Annotated in this window: 20 protein-coding genes; all 20 read right to left on the reverse strand. The window is 60.9% G+C overall.

Translation table 11 applies throughout. The annotated features are described in order from the left end of the window. Positions 1-354: 354 nt before the first annotated feature. The gene (locus ACYCUK_RS07660; protein ID WP_461594203.1) at positions 355-1,257 is read right to left on the reverse strand and encodes a GAF domain-containing protein; all 903 of its coding nucleotides are present in this window, start codon (positions 1,255-1,257) and stop codon (positions 355-357) included. A gap of 594 nt (positions 1,258-1,851) precedes the next feature. Then, positions 1,852-2,307, reverse strand: a complete 456-nt coding sequence (fliN, locus tag ACYCUK_RS07665) for a flagellar motor switch protein FliN (protein ID WP_461594204.1) — start codon at positions 2,305-2,307, stop codon at positions 1,852-1,854. A 43-nt stretch (positions 2,308-2,350) separates the two neighbouring features. After that, a complete protein-coding gene (fliM, locus tag ACYCUK_RS07670; RefSeq protein WP_461594205.1) occupies positions 2,351-3,358 on the reverse strand; it encodes a flagellar motor switch protein FliM in 1,008 nt (335 codons plus the stop codon). Continuing rightward, positions 3,358-3,888 (reverse strand): flagellar basal body-associated FliL family protein, encoded by a 531-nt coding sequence (locus ACYCUK_RS07675; RefSeq protein ID WP_461594206.1) that lies wholly within the window; start codon positions 3,886-3,888, stop codon positions 3,358-3,360. Before ACYCUK_RS07675 ends, fliM begins: the two co-directional genes overlap by 1 nt. A 104-nt stretch (positions 3,889-3,992) precedes the next feature. Beyond that, complete coding sequence (locus ACYCUK_RS07680; RefSeq protein ID WP_461594207.1) at positions 3,993-4,976, reverse strand: flagellar hook-length control protein FliK; 984 nt, start codon at positions 4,974-4,976, stop codon at positions 3,993-3,995. Between the two features lie 465 nt (positions 4,977-5,441). Continuing rightward, on the reverse strand, positions 5,442-5,927 hold the full coding sequence (locus ACYCUK_RS07685) for a flagellar export protein FliJ (RefSeq protein WP_461594208.1): 486 nt from the start codon (positions 5,925-5,927) through the stop codon (positions 5,442-5,444). A 30-nt stretch (positions 5,928-5,957) separates the two neighbouring features. Continuing rightward, a complete protein-coding gene (locus ACYCUK_RS07690; RefSeq protein WP_461594242.1) occupies positions 5,958-7,352 on the reverse strand; it encodes a FliI/YscN family ATPase in 1,395 nt (464 codons plus the stop codon). Positions 7,353-7,426: 74 nt separating this feature from the next. Next, positions 7,427-8,152, reverse strand: coding sequence for a FliH/SctL family protein (locus ACYCUK_RS07695; RefSeq protein ID WP_461594209.1), 726 nt, complete (start codon positions 8,150-8,152; stop codon positions 7,427-7,429). Between the two features lie 31 nt (positions 8,153-8,183). Beyond that, on the reverse strand, positions 8,184-9,197 hold the full coding sequence (gene fliG / locus ACYCUK_RS07700) for a flagellar motor switch protein FliG (protein ID WP_461594210.1): 1,014 nt from the start codon (positions 9,195-9,197) through the stop codon (positions 8,184-8,186). After that, positions 9,187-10,872 (reverse strand): flagellar basal-body MS-ring/collar protein FliF, encoded by a 1,686-nt coding sequence (fliF, locus tag ACYCUK_RS07705; protein ID WP_461594211.1) that lies wholly within the window; start codon positions 10,870-10,872, stop codon positions 9,187-9,189. The genes fliG and fliF overlap by 11 nt, the downstream gene beginning before the upstream one ends. 109 nt (positions 10,873-10,981) lie before the next feature. Beyond that, a complete protein-coding gene (fliE, locus tag ACYCUK_RS07710; protein ID WP_112484407.1) occupies positions 10,982-11,317 on the reverse strand; it encodes a flagellar hook-basal body complex protein FliE in 336 nt (111 codons plus the stop codon). Positions 11,318-11,414: 97 nt separating this feature from the next. Beyond that, entirely contained in the window at positions 11,415-12,398 is a 984-nt protein-coding gene (locus ACYCUK_RS07715) for a sigma-54 interaction domain-containing protein (RefSeq protein WP_461594212.1), read from the reverse strand. 571 nt (positions 12,399-12,969) lie between these two features. Continuing rightward, positions 12,970-14,049, reverse strand: coding sequence for a sigma-54 interaction domain-containing protein (locus ACYCUK_RS07720; RefSeq protein WP_461594213.1), 1,080 nt, complete (start codon positions 14,047-14,049; stop codon positions 12,970-12,972). An 81-nt stretch (positions 14,050-14,130) separates the two neighbouring features. Then, the gene (locus tag ACYCUK_RS07725) at positions 14,131-14,889 is read right to left on the reverse strand and encodes an SPOR domain-containing protein (protein WP_461594214.1); all 759 of its coding nucleotides are present in this window, start codon (positions 14,887-14,889) and stop codon (positions 14,131-14,133) included. 59 nt (positions 14,890-14,948) lie between these two features. Continuing rightward, positions 14,949-15,842 (reverse strand): flagellar motor protein MotD, encoded by an 894-nt coding sequence (gene motD, locus ACYCUK_RS07730; RefSeq protein WP_461594215.1) that lies wholly within the window; start codon positions 15,840-15,842, stop codon positions 14,949-14,951. Positions 15,843-15,915: 73 nt separating this feature from the next. Next, entirely contained in the window at positions 15,916-16,497 is a 582-nt protein-coding gene (locus ACYCUK_RS07735; RefSeq protein ID WP_461594216.1) for a PilZ domain-containing protein, read from the reverse strand. 81 nt (positions 16,498-16,578) lie between these two features. Beyond that, on the reverse strand, positions 16,579-16,956 hold the full coding sequence (gene fliS, locus ACYCUK_RS07740) for a flagellar export chaperone FliS (protein WP_461594217.1): 378 nt from the start codon (positions 16,954-16,956) through the stop codon (positions 16,579-16,581). Positions 16,957-16,974: 18 nt separating this feature from the next. After that, positions 16,975-18,936 (reverse strand): flagellar filament capping protein FliD, encoded by a 1,962-nt coding sequence (gene fliD / locus ACYCUK_RS07745; protein ID WP_461594218.1) that lies wholly within the window; start codon positions 18,934-18,936, stop codon positions 16,975-16,977. A gap of 84 nt (positions 18,937-19,020) precedes the next feature. Beyond that, entirely contained in the window at positions 19,021-19,449 is a 429-nt protein-coding gene (locus tag ACYCUK_RS07750) for a hypothetical protein (RefSeq protein WP_461594219.1), read from the reverse strand. A 126-nt stretch (positions 19,450-19,575) separates the two neighbouring features. Further along, positions 19,576-21,051, reverse strand: coding sequence for a flagellin N-terminal helical domain-containing protein (locus ACYCUK_RS07755; protein WP_461594220.1), 1,476 nt, complete (start codon positions 21,049-21,051; stop codon positions 19,576-19,578). Positions 21,052-21,090: the final 39 nt, after the last annotated feature.

The following is a 21,090-nucleotide window of genomic DNA, read 5'->3' on the forward strand; positions in this document are numbered from 1 at the left end:
CTGCACCGGTGCATCCGAGGCGCGCACCCTGCCGCCCTTGCCCTCCCGCAGGCCGCGGTCGCGTCGCATCTGCCCAGGGCCATTGATTCACCTTCCCTGATAGCTGACGACGAGCTGGGCGGCGGGCTGCCGGCCGCACCCACGGCGGCGGGCGTTGGTGGAGTCAGGTGCTCATGATGACGCAAGTACCCTAGAACAGGAGCGTCATCGCCGCAATCGCCCCCAACGGAGCACCCTCAGAAAAGGTCGTCACTCTGGAGGTGACCCCCGGCGCACCAGCACCCGAGAGCTGTCACAGTCCGACGCCGTATTGACGTCAACGTGAAGCCACGCGCTATTGGCATGCAGACACAGTCACGGCAGTGCGCGCACCACCATTTCCGCCTGCGCCACGAAGCACTGAAAGCTCTCGAATCCTTCGGCGGTTAGAGTCCGTCCTGAAGGTTTACAGTCGGCGTAGAACATCCCAATGACCTTGTGGTCCACGGTAAAAGTGGCCATGAAGCCGTCTTGGGAGTCACCGGCTTGTTTCAGAAAATTGGGGCCCGGGGCGTCGGCCGTGAACCATTGTGCTGTCTGCGGTTTGAGACGCGCCTCCAACTCCGTTGTCCAGTTCCATTGGAAGCGGTGTCGCAGCGCTGTGGTCTCGGGCCCTGCGGCCATGCGTGCGATGAGCTGGGTACGTGTATGGGTCAGCAAACACAGCACGCAGCGGTCGAGCCCGACAGCGCGGTGCATGCCTTCCAAGCATGTTTCCAGCACCATCGGCAAGTCCTTGCGGCTGCTGGCCACATGGCCCATCTCGGTGAGTGCGCGAACCTGCTGCTGGGGATTGGGCACCGGAAAGACCCTCGGCAAATCAGCTACGACCAGCAAGGCCGATGCGTCGTTGGTTTGGGAGGCTTGGGGGGACGAGTCTTTGGCCGCGGCCGGAATGCTACGCGCGGCTTCATGGGCTCCCAGGGCTTGTGCCAGAGACGTGGCTTGTTCGGCGTTGCTCTGCAGGCGCGTCAAGGTATCGGTATCGGTCTGCTTGAGCAGCAAACTGATGGCATGGGTGGTTCGCTGCGCCTCAGGAGTTGTCCAACCTTTTGGGGAGACCGTGCTCAGCTTGCTGGCCAGGGCGACCTCCTGGCTATCCTGCATGATCGAGCCCAGATTCCACGCTTGCAGAAGGTCCCGGCCTAACTGCCTCAAGGCCGTGCCCAGCATGGCAAGTTCGGCTTGGTGAGCGGTGAGGCCCGACTCCCGACTCAAGTGCCAGCTCCAGGCGTTGGGCGAAGTCTTCGCCAAAACACCAAAATGCCATCTCCCCGATGCTGGACAACAAGGCTTCAACGAAGAGCCTCGATGATGCAACGCGTCAGCTCCAGGAAAGTCGTGAGTTTGGGAGGCCGTGCAGTGTTTGACATGGAGGTTGTTGTGCTCGATGCGGAATTCAGCGGCGGAGGATCTTGCTTCGAAGGTGTCCGTTGAAATCGATTGTGATGCCTTGTGAAAATCCGAATCTGGTCGACAGCGCAACTAGGGCCTGTTCACGCCATTTCTGCACGGGCGCAGAAATGGCGTGAACAGGCCCTAATAACCCCCCAGAGACACCCCCCTTCCCCGAAGTTTTAGCCAATACTCGGGGGCATATCAGCGCGGTGATGTTCATCGCCGCACTGCTGGCCGCGCTCCGTCGAACCTACAGTTGCCTGTCCAGGAGCCTCGGCGCCGCGCACTTCGGCCACGGGTTCTCTCTCTGCCAGGCGCCCTGCTGACTCGCCTGGTGGTGGTACAGCGCCAGTTCCATCATCCGGAAATCAGACCTTCGTGCTGCAGGGAACCTGATCCATCGATTGGAGTGGTTCAGGCCAGACGCCGCGCGCGCTCGGTCGGACTGACGATGTCGGTGAGGCGGATACCGAATTTGTCATTCACCAGCACGACTTCCCCACGCGCGATGAGGAAACCATTGACCAGCACATCCATCGGCTCACCGGCAAGCCGGTCGAGGTCGACGACTGAGCCCTGGGCCAGTTGCAGCAGTTCGCGGATCTGAATTTTGGTGCGCCCGAGTTCCACGGAAAGCGTGACAGGAATATCCATCACGAGATCCAGTTGATCCGCGTATGCGGCATGACCAACGTCCGGGCGAAGTTCGGGGAAAGGTGCGCGCTGCGCGGCGGCTTCAGGTGCAAGCTCAACTTCCGGTGGCGCTGTTGCCGCCCCAGGCGCTTGCTCCGCCATCGCTGCAGCCCAATCGTCCGCGTCGGCTCCTGGCTCGGTCTGGGTCATCTCAGCGGTCTGCGTTTCATCGGCCATGATCGGTGCCTGAAGATCTCGTCGTTAAGTTCGACTTGGCTCATCAACGAGCCAGAGCCAGGGAAGACCGCTCTTTGACAACCTCGGGCATCAGACGCTGGCGCACCTTAAGCGCCATGTGGTCATCATGCTGGCCGAATTCGCCGGCGAGCACGGGGATGCCGTCCACGCGCGCCACGACGGTCTCCGGCATATCAACCGGCAACACGTCGCCCACGCGCATCTGCAACAGTTCACGCACGAGGATGGAACGCTGCAGCAACTCAACTCGCATTTCCACCTCGGCCTCGCGCATCTCGCTTTGCAGCGCCTGCATCCAACGATGATCGACCTCGTTGCGATCAGTGGTCATGCCGGTGGTCATTTGATCGCGTATCGGCTCGATCATGCTGTAAGGAATGCAAATATGCAGGCTACCGCCGCCGCCCTCGATTTCGACGTCAAAGGTGGAGACGATGACCACTTCAGTCGGCGTGGCAATGTTGACGAACTGCGGGTTGACCTCCGAGCGCGTGACCTCAATCTCCAGCGGCAGCACCGGGTTCCAGGCGATTTTGTATTCCTTGAACACCATATCCAGCATGCGGGAGATGATGCGCTGCTCCAACGGCGTGAAGTCGCGCCCCTCAATGCGCGCATGGAAACGGCCATCGCCCCCGAAATAATTGTCGACCACGCTGAATACCAGACGTGGATCGAAAATGAACAGAGCGGTACCCCGTAGCGGCTTGAGCTGCACGAGGTTGAGATTGCTCGGCACCACAAGGGTGCGGATGAATTCGCTGTACTTCATCAGGCGGACCGAAGCCACCGAAATTTCGGACGACCGGCGCAGAAAGTTGAATAGCCCCACCCGCCACAGTCGGGCGAAACGCTCATTGATGACCTCCAGCGTGGGCATGCGCCCGCGCACGATGCGGTCCTGGCTAGCAAGGTCGTAGGGACGCACGCCGCTGGAATCGGCCGGCACTTCTTCGGCTGCGGCATCTTCGCCGCTCAGCCCTTGAAGTAGCGCATCAACCTCGTCTTGCGACAGAACGTCCTTGACCATCACTGCACCACGAAGGCGGTGAAATACACCCCAGCAATCGGGCCTGCGGGGGTTGCCGCCTGAGCGATGCCGGTGGTGGGTGGGTGCGCCGGCTGACTGCTGCCACCCGCGAGGATCTGGTTGATCGCCACCAGGATCTCCTGGCGCAACTGCTCGCGCACCTGCACCGTGCTGACCTTGGCAGCCTGCTGTGCGGCAAGGATGCGCAAAATCGTGTTGCGTATCTCGGGCGTCATGGTCTTGACCTCTTCATCTGCCTTGGGCTCGTAGGTCTTCAGATCGATCTTGACTTGCAAATAGTGGGTATTGCCATCCTGGCTCAGCACATTGGTGACGAACGGCTCCAGGCTGATGAAATGGGCGAGCTTCTCGCGCTGCGCAGCCAGTTGCTGTGCGGTGAGTTGGGGTTTGGGCCGAATCAGGAACCACCAAGCACTCCCAGCGCCGCCGCCGAGGATGACCAAAACGACCACTGCAATGATGATCCATCTGCCGTTGCCCGATTTGGCCTTGGCCGGTTTTGCTGCCATGTAGAGACTCCAGAAGTCATGCCGAGCTTGACACTGTAAACGGCACGGATTCCAGGAAATTGAGCCATGGGCCTGCCGCAAGAGTCGGCTGGACGAATGCGAATTCAGACATAGGTATTGACCAGCCCCTGTTTCCAGCTTGGCTGTGAGGCTGGAACCTGCGTATTGGACCGTGCGGAGTTGCCAGAAGCGGAGACGCCGCCGAAGCCTTCAGAACCTGATGGCCGATCTTGAGACATATTTCGCCCAGTTCCGCCCGAATCGACTGATGTTTGCATCAAAGTCAAACCTGCGCCGGTGAAGAGATCGTGCAATTGCGGCATCGCACTTTCCAGAGCCTGGCGTACCGCCTGATGCGGTGAGACGAATTGAGCGTTCACCTGCCCATCGTGCAGTTGCAGATGCACTTCGAGCGGTCCGAGCTGTGGCGGATTCAGGTGTAGGGTGGCCAACTGCTGCTGACCGTTGACCGCGAACAACATCTGCCTCCCGAGTTCTTGACCCCAGGGAGCAGCGCCGACGGGAACATGCAGGGCTGCCGTGTAGGTTTGGGCCGACGGCGAGGCTGCCTGCAACTGCAAAGCACCCGGCATCAATGCGCCGGGAAAGGTATTGGATGCTGCCCCCGGAGCCAGAGATGTGTCTGATCTTTGCAGGGACGCCCCGCCATTCAGAGGCTGTTCCCCTGTGGCCTTGGCAAGCAGGGCACCTTTCGGTGAGACTGGTTGATCCGTGTTGTCACTGCCTGAAAGACGCGCCGCATCTTCAGGTCCGAGCCGACCTTTGCTCCAGGCATTCGGCAATGCCTGAGCATCCTGGTGGGTCGCATCCTTGCCTAAAAATTTCGATGCCGCCATGCCATTCGCCAAACCGGCATTGGCATCCGCGGGACCTGTCCCGCTCTCCGAAGACGCGAGCGAATTGGTCGTCGGAAGGATGGGCTGCGGCCATTCGGTGCGTGAAAGCGGTGAAGTGGCCGCCGCCATTGCGGCAGTGAGCGGCAAGGTTTTGCCGCTCACTGCCGCAATGCCAGTATTCAGATTGGCACGCGATACCGCTTCTTGCGCAGAAGTCTGAGGATCAAGCATCGCGCCAGGAGCCAGCACTGGACCCGTCGGCACGACCGTCTGGCTCGGGCCCACAGCGGTGGTTCGGCCCTCCGCTTTCGGATCGTGTTTCGCCTTCGTGGTTTGAGCGTCTTTCGTTGCAGATCCGGGCGTTGACGTTGCTGCAGATGCTCCGACTTGGGCTGCGTTGCCTGCCTGAGCCGTGCTCGCATCCTGCCTTGGCGCTGACGGCTCCCGACCTTGAGCCTGGGATAAGGCCGAGGAAAACGTCGGCTGCCCCGCCTCGTTCGATACTGGGCCCTGGGCCGGGCTGGTGGCTGCTCCTTGTCCGGAATTGGCAGGAGGGGCGATGGATGGGATGGTTGTCATGCTGTGGCGCGTCTGTGGCTTTACCCCAATACAAGCAAAAGCCACGCCAGCTCGGTTAGCACTCGCAGGGCACATCATTCCCGAGCCAGTTTCGCCAACCTTGCCGTGCCGGCAAGACTAAAACTTGGTCGGCTGATTGGTGTTCACGAATTGCGACTGGGGATTCAGAGCCCAGTCCTGCATCTCGGTCAGGGCCCTTTTTTGCGCTAGCGATTTGACATGAACATGCTGCTGCGCAAGCAAAAGCTCATAGGCCTTCTCTCGCTGGCGCGCTGCGGCCCAGGCCTTGGACTTTTCGGCGTGCAAGACTTGAATCCGATTGATCTCCGCAAGCTGAGCTGTTTGGGCGGCATCAACCTTGGCGATGAAACCACGCAGATCGCGCACTTTGCTCCAATCGCCGCCTTGCGATTCCAGCGCCTGAAGCTGCCGTCGATATTCAGAGGCGTAGTTCTGCAGGTTGTGCAATTTGTCTCGGGCCTGGTCGTGCTGAGCCTGGATCTGCTTGAGGTCCAGCGCCAGATGCTGGCCTGTCTCGACCACCTGGGAATGAAGCGATTGCAGGGCTTCGATGCGCTGAGGCGTCGCTGATGTTTGCGGCATATCTTGAGTTTTGTTGTTTTGCGCGTCCCATTATGCGGCCCCCGTCGGTCGCAGATACGGCGCCATGAGCTGTCCCAGCACATCCTGGCTCGTCGAAAGATTGACGGCCTCTAGCATTCCCTGACATAAAAACGACCGAATCCCGGCATGCGCCTGCACCGCGAGGTCGAGGGTGGGGTCGCTACCCGGCGTATAAGCGCCGACCGCGATCAAGTCCTGTTGGCTGGTGTAGCGCGACTGCAGCTCTTTGAGCTTGTACATGCGTCGCAATTGTTCCGCATTGACCATGTTGGGCATCACCCGGCTGATCGACGCCTGCAGGTCGATGGCCGGGAAATGCCCCTGCTCAGCCAGACGGCGGCTGAGCACGATATGTCCGTCGAGAATAGCGCGGGTGTTGTCGGCAATGGGGTCTTGCTGATCGTCACCCTCCATCAAGATGGTGTAAAACGCTGTGACGCTGCCACCACCATCCCGACCGTTTCCCGCGCGCTCCACCAAGGCCGGCAACTTCGCAAATACCGAGGGTGGAAAACCACGTGCGGCTGGTGGTTCACCCGCCGCCAGCGCTACTTCGCGCAAGGCCAAAGCGTAACGTGTGAGTGAATCCATCAACAGCAGCACATGCTTGCCCTGATCGCGGAAATATTCAGCCAATGCCGTTGCCAGGCGGGCTCCGCGGATCCGCGACAGTGCCGGGGCGTCGGCTGGGGCGGCCACCACCACGGCACGCCGCAAACCCTCCTCGCCCAGGATGTCTTCGATGAACTCCTTGACCTCGCGGCCGCGTTCGCCGATCAGGCCAACGACGATCACGTCGGCATCGGTATTGCGCGCCATCATGCCCAGCAGCACGCTCTTGCCCACACCGCTGCCAGCGAACAGGCCCATACGCGCGCCACGTCCAACAGTAAACAAGGCGTTGATGGCGCGCACACCGACATCCAACGGCTTGCGCACCAAGGCTCGCTCAAGCGGGTTGATGGGTGCACTGGTGAGTGTGGTGAACGCCGAGGCCAGCAAGGGGCCCAGGTTGTCCAACGGCTTGCCACTACCGTCGAGCACCCGACCACATAGTTCCATTCCAGCGGGAATGCGGAGGTCGCCGGGAATAGGGCTCACGCGCGCCCCCGGCGCCAGACCCTGCATATCACCCGAGGCCATCAGCTGAACGTGGTCGCCGTTAAAACCGACCACCTCGGCGGCCACTCGCCTGTGGCCTTCTGCGCTGATGATGCAGCGCGTGCCAAGGCTGATGTCCAGCCCCTGTGCTTCAAGAATCAAGCCACGCACACGCACCAGACTACCGCTGGGCTGGAGCGGCAGATCACCCGCCGCCTGCAGCCGTTTGTGGAGTGTGCGCAAACGCGTCAAGGCCGGCAACGGTGCGAGGCAAGCCGGGGCTTCCTGGCCACGGGCAAGCAAAGACCCCACGGGATGCAGCTCAGGTTGATCCGATCGATTGCGCTCTGGAGAACCCGATGGCGTCCCTGGAGCGCTCACAGCGACCCTTCCTCAAACAGCCGTGCCATCACCTGTCTCCAGCGCTCATCGATGCGCAAATCGAGTTCCGAGTGGGCGTCATGCCCACCGCGCGGGCGCCAGCGACGCTCCGGAGTGGCACGCTGCTGCTCGCCACCCGCGGCAAGAATCAGGTCGCCGCGGTGCAACGCTTCGTCTGCAATCAGGCTCATGCCGCCAGCCTCCAATTCGGGAGCCAGTTCATGCAGCAATTTCACGTCTTCCGGATGAAGGCGCACCCAGGGCATCCCGGCGTGCACCGGGAACGCGGTGAGTGCGCGATGCAGCAAATCCACCAAGTCCTCAGGGTGCGTATGCAGTTCACGCACAACCACCTGCCGGGCGATTTCGAGCGCCAGTGCGACCACCGCGGCCTCAAGATCGGCATCAAGCTGGCTGGTGGGTCCCTTGAGCCGCAGCAGCACATTGCGCAAGGCAGCGATGTCCGCCTCGGCCTGAGCGCGGCCGGCCGTCAACCCTGCGGCCTGCCCCTCGTCCCAGCCCTGGCGTCGGCCCGCCTCATACCCCTGGGCCTGGGCTTGGTCGAACACCGTCTCCAGGCTTTGAGCCGTTGGCAGATTGATTTTCGGTTGATCCTGCTGGCCAGCGGACGCTGGCTGCGTGGGGTTGGTGCCCCGCCCCAGTTTCGGAGCGAGCCATGTTCTGGCCTGGGATGCGTCTGCCTTGGGAATGATCGCGCTCATCGGACTTTACGGTTCGGCCAGACGTTGTCAATCAAGAAACCAGAGCCTCGGCGCTACCGCCACCAAGCTGAATCTGTCCAGCCGATTCCAGCCGGGTGGCGATCTGCAGGATTTCCTTCTGCGCGGCCTCCACTTCGGTCAGCCGTACAGGGCCTTTGGCCTCCATGTCGTCACGCAACATCTCGGCTGCGCGCTTTGACATATTGCCAAGAAATTTCTCCTTCAAGCCGGCGTTGGAGCCTTTCAGCGCGAGAATCAGCACGTCGGACGAGATCTCGCGCAGCAAGGCCTGCATGCTGCGATCATCGACATTGATCAGGTCATCGAAGACGAACATCTGCTCCTGCACCTTGTTCGCCAGTTCCTCATCCTGTGAGCGCAGGTGCTCCATGATGCCGTTGGACAAAGTGGTGTCGAGGCGATTGAGAATTTCGGCCGCCACTTTCGGCCCACCCATGGCGCTGACCTGGACGCTCTGCGAATCACCCGACAGCAACTCATCGAGTGCATCGTTGAGTTCACGCAGCGCGCTCGGCTGCAGTCCGTCGAGATTGGCCAGACGCAGCAGTGCCTCGCCCGATACGCGCTCGGGCAGAAAATGCAGCACCTCTCCCGCCTGGTCGGGTTCGATATACGACAACACCAGGGCGATAACCTGGGGGTGCTCCAGCTTGATCAGTTCGGCAATCGCACGTGGCTCCAACCATTTCAAGTTTTCCAACCCGCTGGATTCGCCGCCGTGAAGAATGCGCTCGATCAGCGAATTGGCGCGGTCGCCACCCAAGGCCTTGGTCAGCGCCCCACGCAAGAACTGGTCTGCGCCGAGACCGAGCGAAGTCTGTTGTTCGAGTTTTTCCCGAAACTCTCGCATCACTGCATGGGCCTGGTCGGTGCTGACCCGGCTCAGCTTGGACATGGCGACACCCAGACGCTGCACTTCGCGAGGGGCGAGGTGTTTCATCACTTCGGCCGCCTGGTCCTCGCCCAAGCTCAGCATCAGCACGGCAGCGCGATCCAGGCCCTTGAATGCCTCGTCACTGGCCATCGGCAATCCACTCCTTCACGACCTGCGCTGCGCGCCGCGAGTCCTGTTTAACCAGTTCACGCGATACGGTCGCATCGTTTTCGAAGGCATTGCTCAGGCGGACCACGTCCGGCGCGAGTTCAGCCTCGCTTGAAGAGCGTGACGGGCGCCCGCCAGCACCCCTGCTCGCGTCCGACTCCACCCCTCCGGGCTCGTTCGCTGTAGGACCGCCTGCACCACCCAATTTGCGCACGGCGCGGTAAATGAACAGGCCAAGGATCAGCGCCACCAGATAGGGGACGGTCTGCTTCACGCCATTCCAAAGCCAGGACGAACGCCACCAAGGCAATGCCTTCTCGGCCGCGACGATCTGGGCCGAGAAGGGCATGTTGACCACCGAGACCTGATCACCGCGCTTTGCGTTGAAGCCGATGGCATTTTCCACAAGCTGCTTGATTTGCGCCAATTGCTGCGCATTCATCGCCCGCGGCTTGGAAGCGCCGCCCGTCCCAGAGCCAGGTTGGTCGTTCACCAGGACCGAAACCGAGATGCGCTTGAGCGAGCCCACCGGCTGCCGCGTGTGGCTGACGGTCTTGTCAAGGTCGTAGTTGGTCGTGGCTGAACTGCTCGCGGCTGCTGGCGCCAGAGTTTTGAGGCTAGGGGTGATTTGCGCGAACTGCTGCGGCGTGAGCGGTGCCGAGGCCGACCCCACCGTGAATGGCGCTGTCACACCGCCCGGTGGCTGATTGCTCAGTGCTCCCGGTACGCCAGCCGGCAGGTTGGCGTTGCCAGAACTGGTGGTGGACTGCGTCTGCTGGCTGAGTAGATGACCCTGGCCATAGAACACCGAACTTGTCTCCGTTTTGCCGAAATCCACATCGGCCGAAACCGCGACGCGCACACCATCACTGCCAACCAGAGGCGCGAGGAGGGATTCAATCTGCTTGCGATACTCCTGCTCAATGGCGCTGCGATAGGCCAGCTGACCGGGTTCAATGCCCAGGTCGCTATGTGTCGAGGCCGTCAGCAGGCTGCCGTCCTGATCGACCACCGTCACGTTCTTGTCGCTCAGCCCCGCCACGCCAGACGACACCAGATGCACGATACCTGCAACCTGGGCACCACTGAGCACGCGGCCCGGGTAGAGCTTGAGCAGGACCGAGGCAGAGGGCTTTTCTTCCTGACTGAGGAACACCGAAGGCTTGGGAATGGCCAGATGCACCGTGGCCGACTCCACCGCCGAGAGCGATTCGATGGTGCGGGCCAGCGAACCCTGTAGCGCACGCTGGTAATTGATCTGCTCGACAAACTGGCTAGTACCCATGGGCTCGTTGTCGAGCACCTCAAAACCGACACCGGCGCCTTTTGGCAGGCCACTGGCTGCGAGCTTCATGCGTGTGGCGTAGACCTGGTCCGAAGGTACCTGGATCACGCCGCCACCATCGGTGATCTTGTAGCGGATATTGAGCTTTTGCAGCTCCGCGATCACCGCCCCCCCATCACGCTCGGACAGATTGGTATACAGCACCTCGTAACCCTGGCTCCGGCTCCACAGCAAGATAGCCACGATCAACGCCACCAGCGCGGCCAAGCCAGCCAGCAGGGCGAAGCGCTGATTCATGCTCAGCCTGCGGAAAGCCCCGAGCGGGTCTTGCAGCATGGGTGGCGCGGGCATGGCGGGATTGGTTGTGGCCATGGGTCAAGTGCTGATCGAGTAGCTCGAAGCGAAGGGGGATGGGTGCGGGCGCAGCTGTCAAAGCGCGGCGGGATACTTGGCAAGATTTGTGGGCAGAAACGCCGCTCTATCAGGCCTGAATGTTCATGATGTCCTGGTAAGCCGAAACCAGTTTGTTGCGCACCTGCAGCACAGCCTGGAAGGACAGGCTTGCTTTTTGGCCAGCCAGCATCACGTCGCTCAGGCTGAGGTCGGAACGGCCCGCGGAAAATTGCTGCTGTAGTTTGCCGGCCTGCTGCATTTGCTGGTTGACGCCGTCGAGCGCGGATTGAAGCGTGGCCGCGAAATCGGTCTGCTGCGTCGAGGGCGCACCTGCCATGCCCTCTCCCGCCTGCGGCTTGGCCGCAGCTTCGGCCGCCAGTGAGCGCATCTGGCCGACGAGTTCCTGCATGCGATCAACATTCATCAGGGCTCTCTCCCGCAGGGTTGGTTGGTCCGTCGAAAATCCGGCGATATGCCCAATAAAAGCAAAACTCGTTCCAGGCGCTCACCAGCCCCCAGCCTCAACCATCGTGCGTTGGAGGAAGCTCGACACCGGCCTCGCGCAAGCGCTGCAGCTTGTGCCTCAGAGTGCGTGGGCTGATCCCAAGCCGCTCGGCCGTCAGCTTTTTCGAGCCGTGGCTGTCTCGCAGTGCGTCGGCGATCAATTGGCGCTCATTGTCAGCCAGCTCGGCGTCCAGGTCGCGCCTCACGGGGGCACGCGCCGCTTCCATGGCCGCTTGATCGCCAGCAGGCAACCGTGGGAAGCTTGGTGCAACAGCCTCGAAAGTTTGCAAGAACAGGTCAGAAACGGTGATCACCCCTTGCGCGCAAAGAATCGCCGAACGCTGGATGACGTTCTCCAGCTCGCGTACATTGCCGGGCCATTGGTGACTCTGCAAGCTTTGCTTTGCCCCCGCATCCAGTTGTGGTGCTAGCCCAAGGCCAAAGCGGGCTGCATAGTGCTCCAACATGGAGGTTGCCAACGGCAGGATGTCTTCGCGCCGTTCACGCAACGGCGGAATGCGAAGCGGAAACACACTTAGACGGTAGTACAGATCTTCCCGCAACACGCCCTGCTTCACCGCCAGTTGCAGCTCGCGGTTACTGGTGGCCACGATGCGCAAATCGAGCGCAATGCGCTTGCGGCCGCCCACGCGCTCGATTTCACGCTCCTGCAGGACGCGTAACAACTTGGCCTGCAACCCGGCCGCCATTTCCGTCACCTCGTCCAGCATCAGTGTGCCGCCCTGCGCCTGCTCGAATTTGCCCGGCGCCGACTGCAAAGCGCCGGTGAATGCGCCCTTCTCAAAACCGAACAATGTGGCTTCGAGGAGGGTTTCGGGAATGGCGGCGCAGTTGATGGCGATGAACGGCGCTTGGGCGCGCGGCGAACTGCGGTGCACGAAGCGCGACACCACTTCCTTGCCCACTCCGCTCTCTCCCAGAAGCATGATGCTGACATCCGTTTGCGCGGCTCGTCGCGCCATCTCCAACACTTGCTGCATCGCTGGCGACTGGGCAATCAGGCCAGCCCGACCCACAGGGGCTGGTTGGGCTTCGGAGGAGGAATCCTCATGCATCATTCGATGGCCGCGTCAGGAAGAAGAGGTGCAGCGCAACACCCAGGTTTCCCGGCACCCATCGGGGCGAACATCGCATGGATCGTCCTGGGCGCACGCAGGGCCAAGCGCATGTCCAAGTCAGTTTGCAGCCCCAAAGCGGCTGAAGGAACTCGCAAAAATGGGGTCAAGATCGGTATCCAGGCCAGTCGCGACAGAACAAGAAGCACCCACGGAGCATTCTGCTTCGGCAGGCATCTGTCCCATGCTAAGCAATTCCAGTGCCCACTGAACCAGTGGCTTGAGACAAGGGGCGCCTTGGGCCGAATCCTTAGGGTTCCACGACCCAGCCTGGACGTCCGCGTCAAAGTCTTGACTCGGACGGCTGCACCCTAGGCCCGAAATTTGACGCCATCCTCAGACTGCAAATCGTGCATAGCGTGCGGCATCGTCGGCGCAGATGACTCGCCAACTGGGGCCTGGGGGTGTGGAAACAGCCCGCGATGCATCTGGGCATTCAGGAAATTTCTATCCCACCGGAGTCGTCACGCAATCCGTATTTTTTGATTTTCTCGACCAAGGTGGTGCGCCGCAGGCCCAGCTTGCTGGCCGCATGTGCGATCACGTGACCGCTGACCCCAAGCGCTTGCTTGATGAGGGATCGTTCGATCCGTTCAAGGTAGCTCCGCAAATCGATGCCTTGTGCCGGCAGCACAGACTCGGGCGGCTCAGCCATCAACTGCATCAGATCGCGCAACCCATCTTCTGTGTCGGCAGCAAGTTCGACAGACAACGCTTGTGCGCCGGGCGTCAGCATTTTGGCCGGAAGGTCGCGCAGTTGCACCGTGGAGCCGGCATGCATGACAACCAGCCGCTCCATCAAATTGTGCAACTCGCGCACATTACCTGGCCAGCGATAGCTCAGCAAGGCCTGCTGCACTCCGTCGCCCATTCGGATATGGCCCAGGCCAATTTCTTCGAGGTTCAGTAGCGCCTGCTCGGCTAGCAGCAGAATGTCCTCGCCACGCGAGCGCAGCGGCGGAATCTGGATGGGAACAACATGCAACCTGTAAAACAAATCCTCACGGAAACGCCCAAGTTGGATTTGCTGTTCCAGATCGCGGTGCGTTGCCGCGACGATACGGGCGTGGGCCTGCAGCGTTTCAGAGCCGCCCACCCGCTCGAACGAGCGTTCTTGCAGAACTCGCAATATTTTCACTTGCAGCGTGGGGCTCATTTCAGCGATTTCATCAAGAAACAACGAGCCACGTCCCGCGAGTTCGAAACGCCCTTTCCTGGCTGCCTGCGCTCCGGTAAAGGCGCCGCGCTCGTGGCCAAACAACTCGCTTTCCATCAGTTCGCCCGGGATCGCGCCGCAATTGACCGCGACAAAAGGCCGAAATGCGCGCGATGACCAGGCATGCAGCAAGCGCGCCACCAGTTCCTTGCCCGTGCCGGACTCGCCCTGGATCAGCACTGTGCTGTCCGTGGTGGCGACGCGGCGGATCAGTGTGCGCAACGCCACCATCGCCGAACTTTCGCCAAGGAGTTGCGGCTCGCGTTCCGCCTCGTCAATTTGTAGGGGTTTGGCTGTCATTTGCAGCGCATTTTCGCATCCGGGACGGTGATGCTCCGCACACCATGCCAGCACTGCCCGGTTTTTTGATTTGGCTAGCGCCTAGCGTGACCACAGGTGGCGCAAATAATTGTCAGTTCCCAACAACTTTTTGATGCCCAACTGGGCGCGGCGTGCGCTATCACGCGTCGGATAAGCGCCGACCAACAACAGGCTCAGATCCTTGGGTGTTTGCGGCGCCTTGCATGTCGCAAAGCCGTCGCGCTGCATGCGGATTTGCAATCGTTCGAAACGCCAGTCCTCGGCGAAAGCGCCGACCTGCACGTACCAACCCGGCCGCAGGCATATCGCTGATTTCGACACCAACCTGTGTTGTACATTGCCACGCGCCTCCGCTCGGACTGGATTGGGCTTGATATGGCGCGTTTCCCTGGGGTGGAGACGCAGGTGATCAGTCTTGACCTTGTGCTCCAGATTTGCGGAATGCCCGATAGGAGGACGGGCTGCCGGCTCAGCAGGCGCGGCCGAACCCGCATGATTGACATCGGCAGCTTTCAATGGCGTTGATGCAGCATTCGCCAGCGTGTGCGCGGACAAGCTTGCGCTCGTGGAAGCCTGTGGGGTTGGACGCGATGCGGAAGCCGCATGCGCCGCGCCAGGAATCGCAGCCGCCGGACTCGGCGCATTTGGCTCGGCCGCAGGTGCTGGAGTTGCAGGCTTGCTCGCAGCAATAAGGACTCGTGGCGCCTTGGCGCCCGGCTGGTTCACGATGACCGTCTTCATCTGGGCCGCAGAGGTTCTGCCTGCCTGCAAAGAGCGGAGCGCGAACACGAGCAAGCCAACAAGCACCAGCACGGCCATCAGCAAAATGCCCCGATTGATCCAACGCAGGCGGTTTTGAATGGCGTCTAGTGAGTCGGTCACGAAGGATTTCCTGGATGGGTGGCCTTTGCTGGTATCGGTGCGGCGGGTGGCACTATGCCGCCCTCGTGTAATGCGGTGTCTGCGTTTTTGGGTTGCTCAGGGGACACGATCACGATGCTGACGCGTCGATTCGCGGCACGGCCTTCGGGTGTGGCGTTCGAAGCGATCGGATGATATTGACCATAGCCTGCAGCAATCAGGAGCCCAGGGGAAACATTTTGTTGGATCAACATGTTCACGACCGACACGGCGCGCATGGCCGATAACGCCCAATTGGACTGAAACTGCGCTGTGTGGATGGGCTTGTCATCGGTGTAGCCGTTAATCCGAACCTGGTAAGGCAAGCCAGCGAGCACACCAGCCACCTCCTGCAGCAGGCCCTGAGCCACTGGCGATAACGCCGCCTGACCGGAGGCGAACAACAGGTCGTCATGGATGTCGATAACCACGCCCATCGGCGTCATGCGCACTTGCACTTCGCCTTGGCGAATTTGACTGGCAAGGCGTGCCGCCATGGCCTGGGCGATGGCCTCGAGCTGTTGCTCAACCGGGTCGACTGGCGGTGGTGTCGCACCTGACTTGGGCCCATGGGCTGGATGTGCCATCGTCGGAATCGGCGCGAAGCTTGTCGGCCTGGGCAGTGGCGGGAGGTCGATGACACTGGGCGTGTTGGAGTGGGGCTGCCCGGTTTGAATCGGCTCTGGTGATTTCGGCTGCCCCGTGAATGCAGTCACGAGGGTTTGCGACAGCACCTTGTACTTGCCTTCATTCAGCGAGGAGATGGAGTACATCACCACGAAAAAGGCGAATAGCAGCGTGATGAAGTCAGCATACGAGACCAACCATCGCTCGTGGTTTTCGTGCTCCTCCTGTTGTTTTTTACGCGCCATGTGAACGGATCTCCGAATTGAGCAATGGCCTCGGCTCATCGCACCGATTCGGATGTTGCCGCGCACGACAGCGTCATAGCCCTGAGCGCTGCCGCGCGATCTGTCTGCGGTGATGGCGAAAGATGAAACGTTCCAGGTCGTTTTGCAAGGCTTCGTCCAACGGCTCGATCTGCAGACGGTGCCACAGCAAATCGTTTTCCACCGACTCTTCCACGATCTGACCCGGCAGCATCAGCGGCAAGGCGATGCGGTGGCGCAGATAGATGCGCGCCCAAACCCGCCGGCCAACGCCAACCGCCTCCTCGCTGCCCCAGTGCAAATACCGGGCCGACAACACGCATGGCCTTTCCTCGGGGATGGTGTTCATGCCGCGAAGCGCCGTACTGGCCATGATCAACAGCAGGTCGATACGCCGTTCGAGCTGTTGGATGGCATCGTTGCGGCCATGTTCCGTGTCCACGCCCGCATGCGGATCGTCCAGCATCAGCAGAGCACGGAGCAGGGTTGTGTTGTCGATCATCACGTCGGCCAATGCAGACGCCGGTGTGATCGTGTCCACCCAATCCAGTGGCATGCGGCCTTCCAAGCGCACCGCATCGGCGTGCGGCAACCTGGAAGGCGTATCGAGCGGTTCTGGCGTACCGGTTGCGGTCATGGCATGGCTTCACCTGCGAGCTAGCGCGACAACTGCGCTGCGCACAGCATAACCCGCTGCGACAACCGTGCATGGGCAGCTTCAGCCCCGGCGCAGACCTTCAAGCCAGGAGTCGCGCAGAGCGGTGACCACAGCATCGCAATCATCGATGGCTTGCACGTCGTCGAAGATATTGGCCTGGCCCAGACGCTCCAATAAATAGCGATAAATACCCTCAAGCCGATGCCCCAACGGCGTAACTTCTGGCGCGCCGGGCAAGGCCACCAAGAGATGCTCAACGATCTGGTAAGACTTGTTCAGGGCCAGCAGTTTGCGGTCGGTCGCGCTGTCAGCAATGGCCACTCTGGCACGCCGCAAATATTCCAGAATCCCGTCCAAACCCAGTACGAGAAGCTTGTCTTCGGGCACGCCCTGCTGCCCGACCTGACGATAAGCCTGTACAGCCAATCCTGCGCTCATAGACGTCTCCTAAATTTTTCAACCACTGGTTGACGAAGAACTGCTGGAACTGCCGGTATTGAAGAATGCCGTCAGATATTGACCCACCGACTGCAGTTGCGCCACCTGGGTCTGCATGGCGTTGAACTGTTGCTGCAGCAAGGCGGTCTGGGCCGTCGCGCTGCTTTGCAACTGGGTGATCTGCTGGTTGATGCTGGTGATGGTGCTGTTGATGCCACTGGTGGCCGCCGAAACAAAGCCGCTCTGCGTGTTGAGGGCCTGCGTCAGGATGGCATTCATCTGCTGGTAGATGCCCTGGCTGACAGTGACAGTCCCGAGGCTTCCCGTGCCTTGGCCAGTCACGCTCACTTGCAATCCGAGCGCCGCACCCGGCCCGGTGGCCGTGAGTTGTTGGCCAGCGCCGCTGCCGGTCTGGCCGTTGATCGAGCCAAGCACGTCCGTCCCCTTGCCCGTGAGCAACGTGGTGCCAATGCCAGTGCTACCACTTGAGGCCGCCTGGGTGGACACCACCGTGAAACTTTGCGCACTACCGTAGCCGGACGATTGGAATTGCAAGCTGCCGTTATTGTTGATGGCTGCGATGTTGCTTAAACCATGCTGAGTCAACGTGGCATTGATGGTGGCAACGATGGCGCTGATCGTTGCACCCGAGGCCAGTTGCACCGATACGCTGGTCGCTCCCGAGCCAATCACCAGGGTTTCGGCGCTGCTCAAACCACCACTTGCAATCGGGTTGGCCGCCGTGACGCTAGCCTGCGCTGCGGGTGTTGTCACGTTCACCGCATAGGTTCCGGGTTGGGTGCTGTTGCCGGCGCCGATGTACTGCACGTTGGCATTGGTCGCGCTACCCACTTGGCCGAACAAGCCGGCCACGGCGTTGTAATTGCTCGAAAGCGCCTGGTTCAAGGTGCCCGAGTTCAGCACCAGAGTGCCGTTCTGCGCCAAGCTCAGGCCCACCGCTCCCAACGAGGTGTAAGAACTGCCGGGCGTCGTACCAATGCCCTGGCCACTGATCAGATTGAGCAACTGCGTGCGCAGCGTCTGGATGCCGGCGTTACCAATCAACGGACCGCTCTGGCCGGACGATCCACTCGTGCCAGTTCCACCGTTGAAAGCGGTGAGCTGGTTCAAGGTGCTCATGGTCGAGTTGAACGCTGTGACGAAACTCTGCACCGAGGTGACAAAGGCGCTGGAATCATTGGCCACGGTCAGCGTTGTCGAACCACTTGCTTGCAACAGGTTCAGACTCACTCCCGGTATCGCACCACTCACCGTGTTCGTGGCGCTCGTGATGGCCAGGCCGTTGATGCTGACTGAAGCGTTTTGCGCCGTCTGGCTCTGGGTCATGCCACCGGACGCACTGGCGCTGTAACTCAGGGCCGCCAGCGAACCTGTCGCACCGCTGGTGCTCACGGTAAACGCATTGGCTGCGCCGGTATTGTTGCCGGTGAGAGTCAGGCGGTAGCCCGTGCCGTCGTAAATGACTGCGGCGTTCACACCGCTATTCGACCCATTGATGGCCGCGGCAATGCCATTGAGCGTGTTGTTGCCGCTTCCAATACTGATATTGGTGACCGATCCACTGCCCACCTGGATTTGCAAAGTACCCGTGCCAACTGCCGTGTTGGTGGCCGATGTGAAGTCCTGCGAGTACACGCTCTGCATCTGTGCCAGAACGATGTTGCTCAATGAATAGCTGCCCAGCGGTGCGTTCGCGCTGGCCGTTCCTGATACTGCACTGGTGTTGCTCAGATTGACCGTGCGATTGTTCAGACTGGTGACGTTTTGCAAACTGCCCACGGCCGACTGCAGGCTTGAGAGACTGTTCTGCACCGAGCCCCAGGCGCTCAGGGTCGTCTGGTAGGACTGTTCCTGGTTCTGCAACAGGGTGATGGGTTGCTGGTAAGCCGCGCTGAGCGTGGTGATCAGCGACTGCACATTGATTCCACTCACCAAACCCGAAATGGACACCGACGACATGGTTGACTCCGAATGCGTATTCGCTTGTCTGACTTAACGGCGCAGCCGCCGCAAACTTGAAGCACAGCAAGCACAAGCCCTTGCTCAGGCTTTTCCTTTCAGCAAAGTGCCTGGTGGCACATCCTGAGTCGTGCCCTGCGTCGCGGCCTTCGCAACCTGTTCCGCCGGAAGGTAATAGTGGAAAAAAACTTGCTGCGTCACATTGTCTTTGAGCTCCACAAGCACCTGCCCCGGATGATCGCCACCAGGGTCGAGTCCCGCGGTCAGCGCGACCGAAGACTCCTGCGCACTGATCTGCTTCTGCGCTTTGTCCACAGCCTGGGCCGATTTTGCAGCCGGTGCCGTGCCGGGACTCGCCGGTGGCGTTGCGCCGCCAGCCGGAGTATGTGCTGGTCCAGGCAATGACGCGTCAGCACCAGCAGGCGGCTTGGCTGCGATGGGGGGCAGATCGCCCGCTGACCGTTTTTGCACACCGCCCGCATCGGGCAGTCCTGCCACACCTTGAATGTTCATGATGCCCCCGCCAAGAACCGGTTAAAAACGCGAACAACTCCCCAAACAAAACCACCTTTCAGATGGCAAAACCCCCGGGACGCCTTGCAGCCCCCGGGGGAAGTCTTGGTCAAGCCTCAGACTGGTTTACGGCAGCAGCTTCAAGTAGCTCTGCTGCAGCGAGTTGGCCTGCGCCAGAGTGGAGATGCCGGCTTGCTGAAGAATTTGATACTTCGACAGTTGCGTCGTCGCCTGGGCGATGTTCGCATCCTGCACCACGGACTGGGCCGCCTGCAGATTGGTCGCGGTGGTCTGCGAGTTCTGCACCGAGGCTTGAATCCGGTTTTGAATCGCACCGAGCGCACCACCTTGCTGGTTCAGGGCGTTGATGGCGTTATCGATGATCGAGATGGCCTGATTCGAACCTTGGACTGTGGACACATTCACGGTCGAGGCGGCGTTCAGCGAACTGATGTTGGCCAGGCCGATACTGGTGCCGCCGCTCAGCGAGTAGCCCTGGGTGGACTGCAACTGGACGAAGCCCTGCACCAGTGCCGTGCCCGAGCCGCTGCTAATGGCTGTCGCCGAACCTGCTTGCAGGGTGCCACTGCCGCCGAAACCAGAAACCAGGATGTTCTGTCCTTGGTTCTGGCTCAACACCAACTGGTTGCTGGAATTCACACTGGCCGCGATGCCGGTTTGTGCCGTGCTGTTGTTGATCGACGCGACCAGTCCACTCAGGCCAGTGGGGTCGGTGCTGGTAACGTTGGCCGAGATGTTGACGGTATTGGTCGGGTTGCCGGAGGTGCCGTTGCTCAGCGAGAACGAGAACGAACCCGTGGTCACGGTGAAAGCCACGCTGGTATTGGCCGTTGCGCTCACCCCGGTTTGCTGGGTGATCGCATTGAACGAGGCGGCGATGTTGGACGCCGATTCGTCAGCCGTGACGGCAACGCCGCTGGCACCCGCCGATCCTGAAATTGAGACGGTACCTGCAGTGAAACCGCCAGCGCCGGTGTTGATGGTGTAAGCGGAGCCGTAGCCGTTATTGGTGACCGATCCGCTGGCCCCTGCGTAAACCGTGCCGCTTGTGCCGATCGTGTTGACGCCAATGGAGTTAGCCTGCGAGTTCGCGATGGAAACATTGATCACCTGATTGGCATTCGCGCCGACCTGGAACTGCTGGCCGGAGAAGCTGCCGTCGAGGATGTTCTGCCCGTTGAACTGGGTTTGCGTCGCAATCGTTTGAACCTGGGCCAGCAGCTGAGACACCACGCCTTGCAGGGAAGCCCGGTCCGACGAGGTGTTGGAGCCGTTGGCCGATTGAACGGCGATGGTGCGGATCTGCTGCAGCAGGTTGGTTTCGTTTTGCAGCGCGCCGGTGGCGGTTTGCACGAGCGAAACGGCCTGGTTGCCATTCGACACCGCTTGGTTCAAGCCGTTGATCTGGGTCTGGAAGCGCTGGGCGATGGCGTAGCCAGCTGGGTTATCGGACGGGCCGTTGATCTGCTTGCCGGTGGAGAGTTGCTGGATGTAGGTGCTGAGGCTGCTCGATGTGCTGCCGAGGGCGTTGAGTGTATTCAGCGCGTTGACGTTGGTGTTGATGATGCCGGAAATGGCCATTTTGTTGCTCCTGTGGATGGACATGATCCGGCGTCCCTG

Source organism: Thiomonas sp., assembly GCF_054608695.1.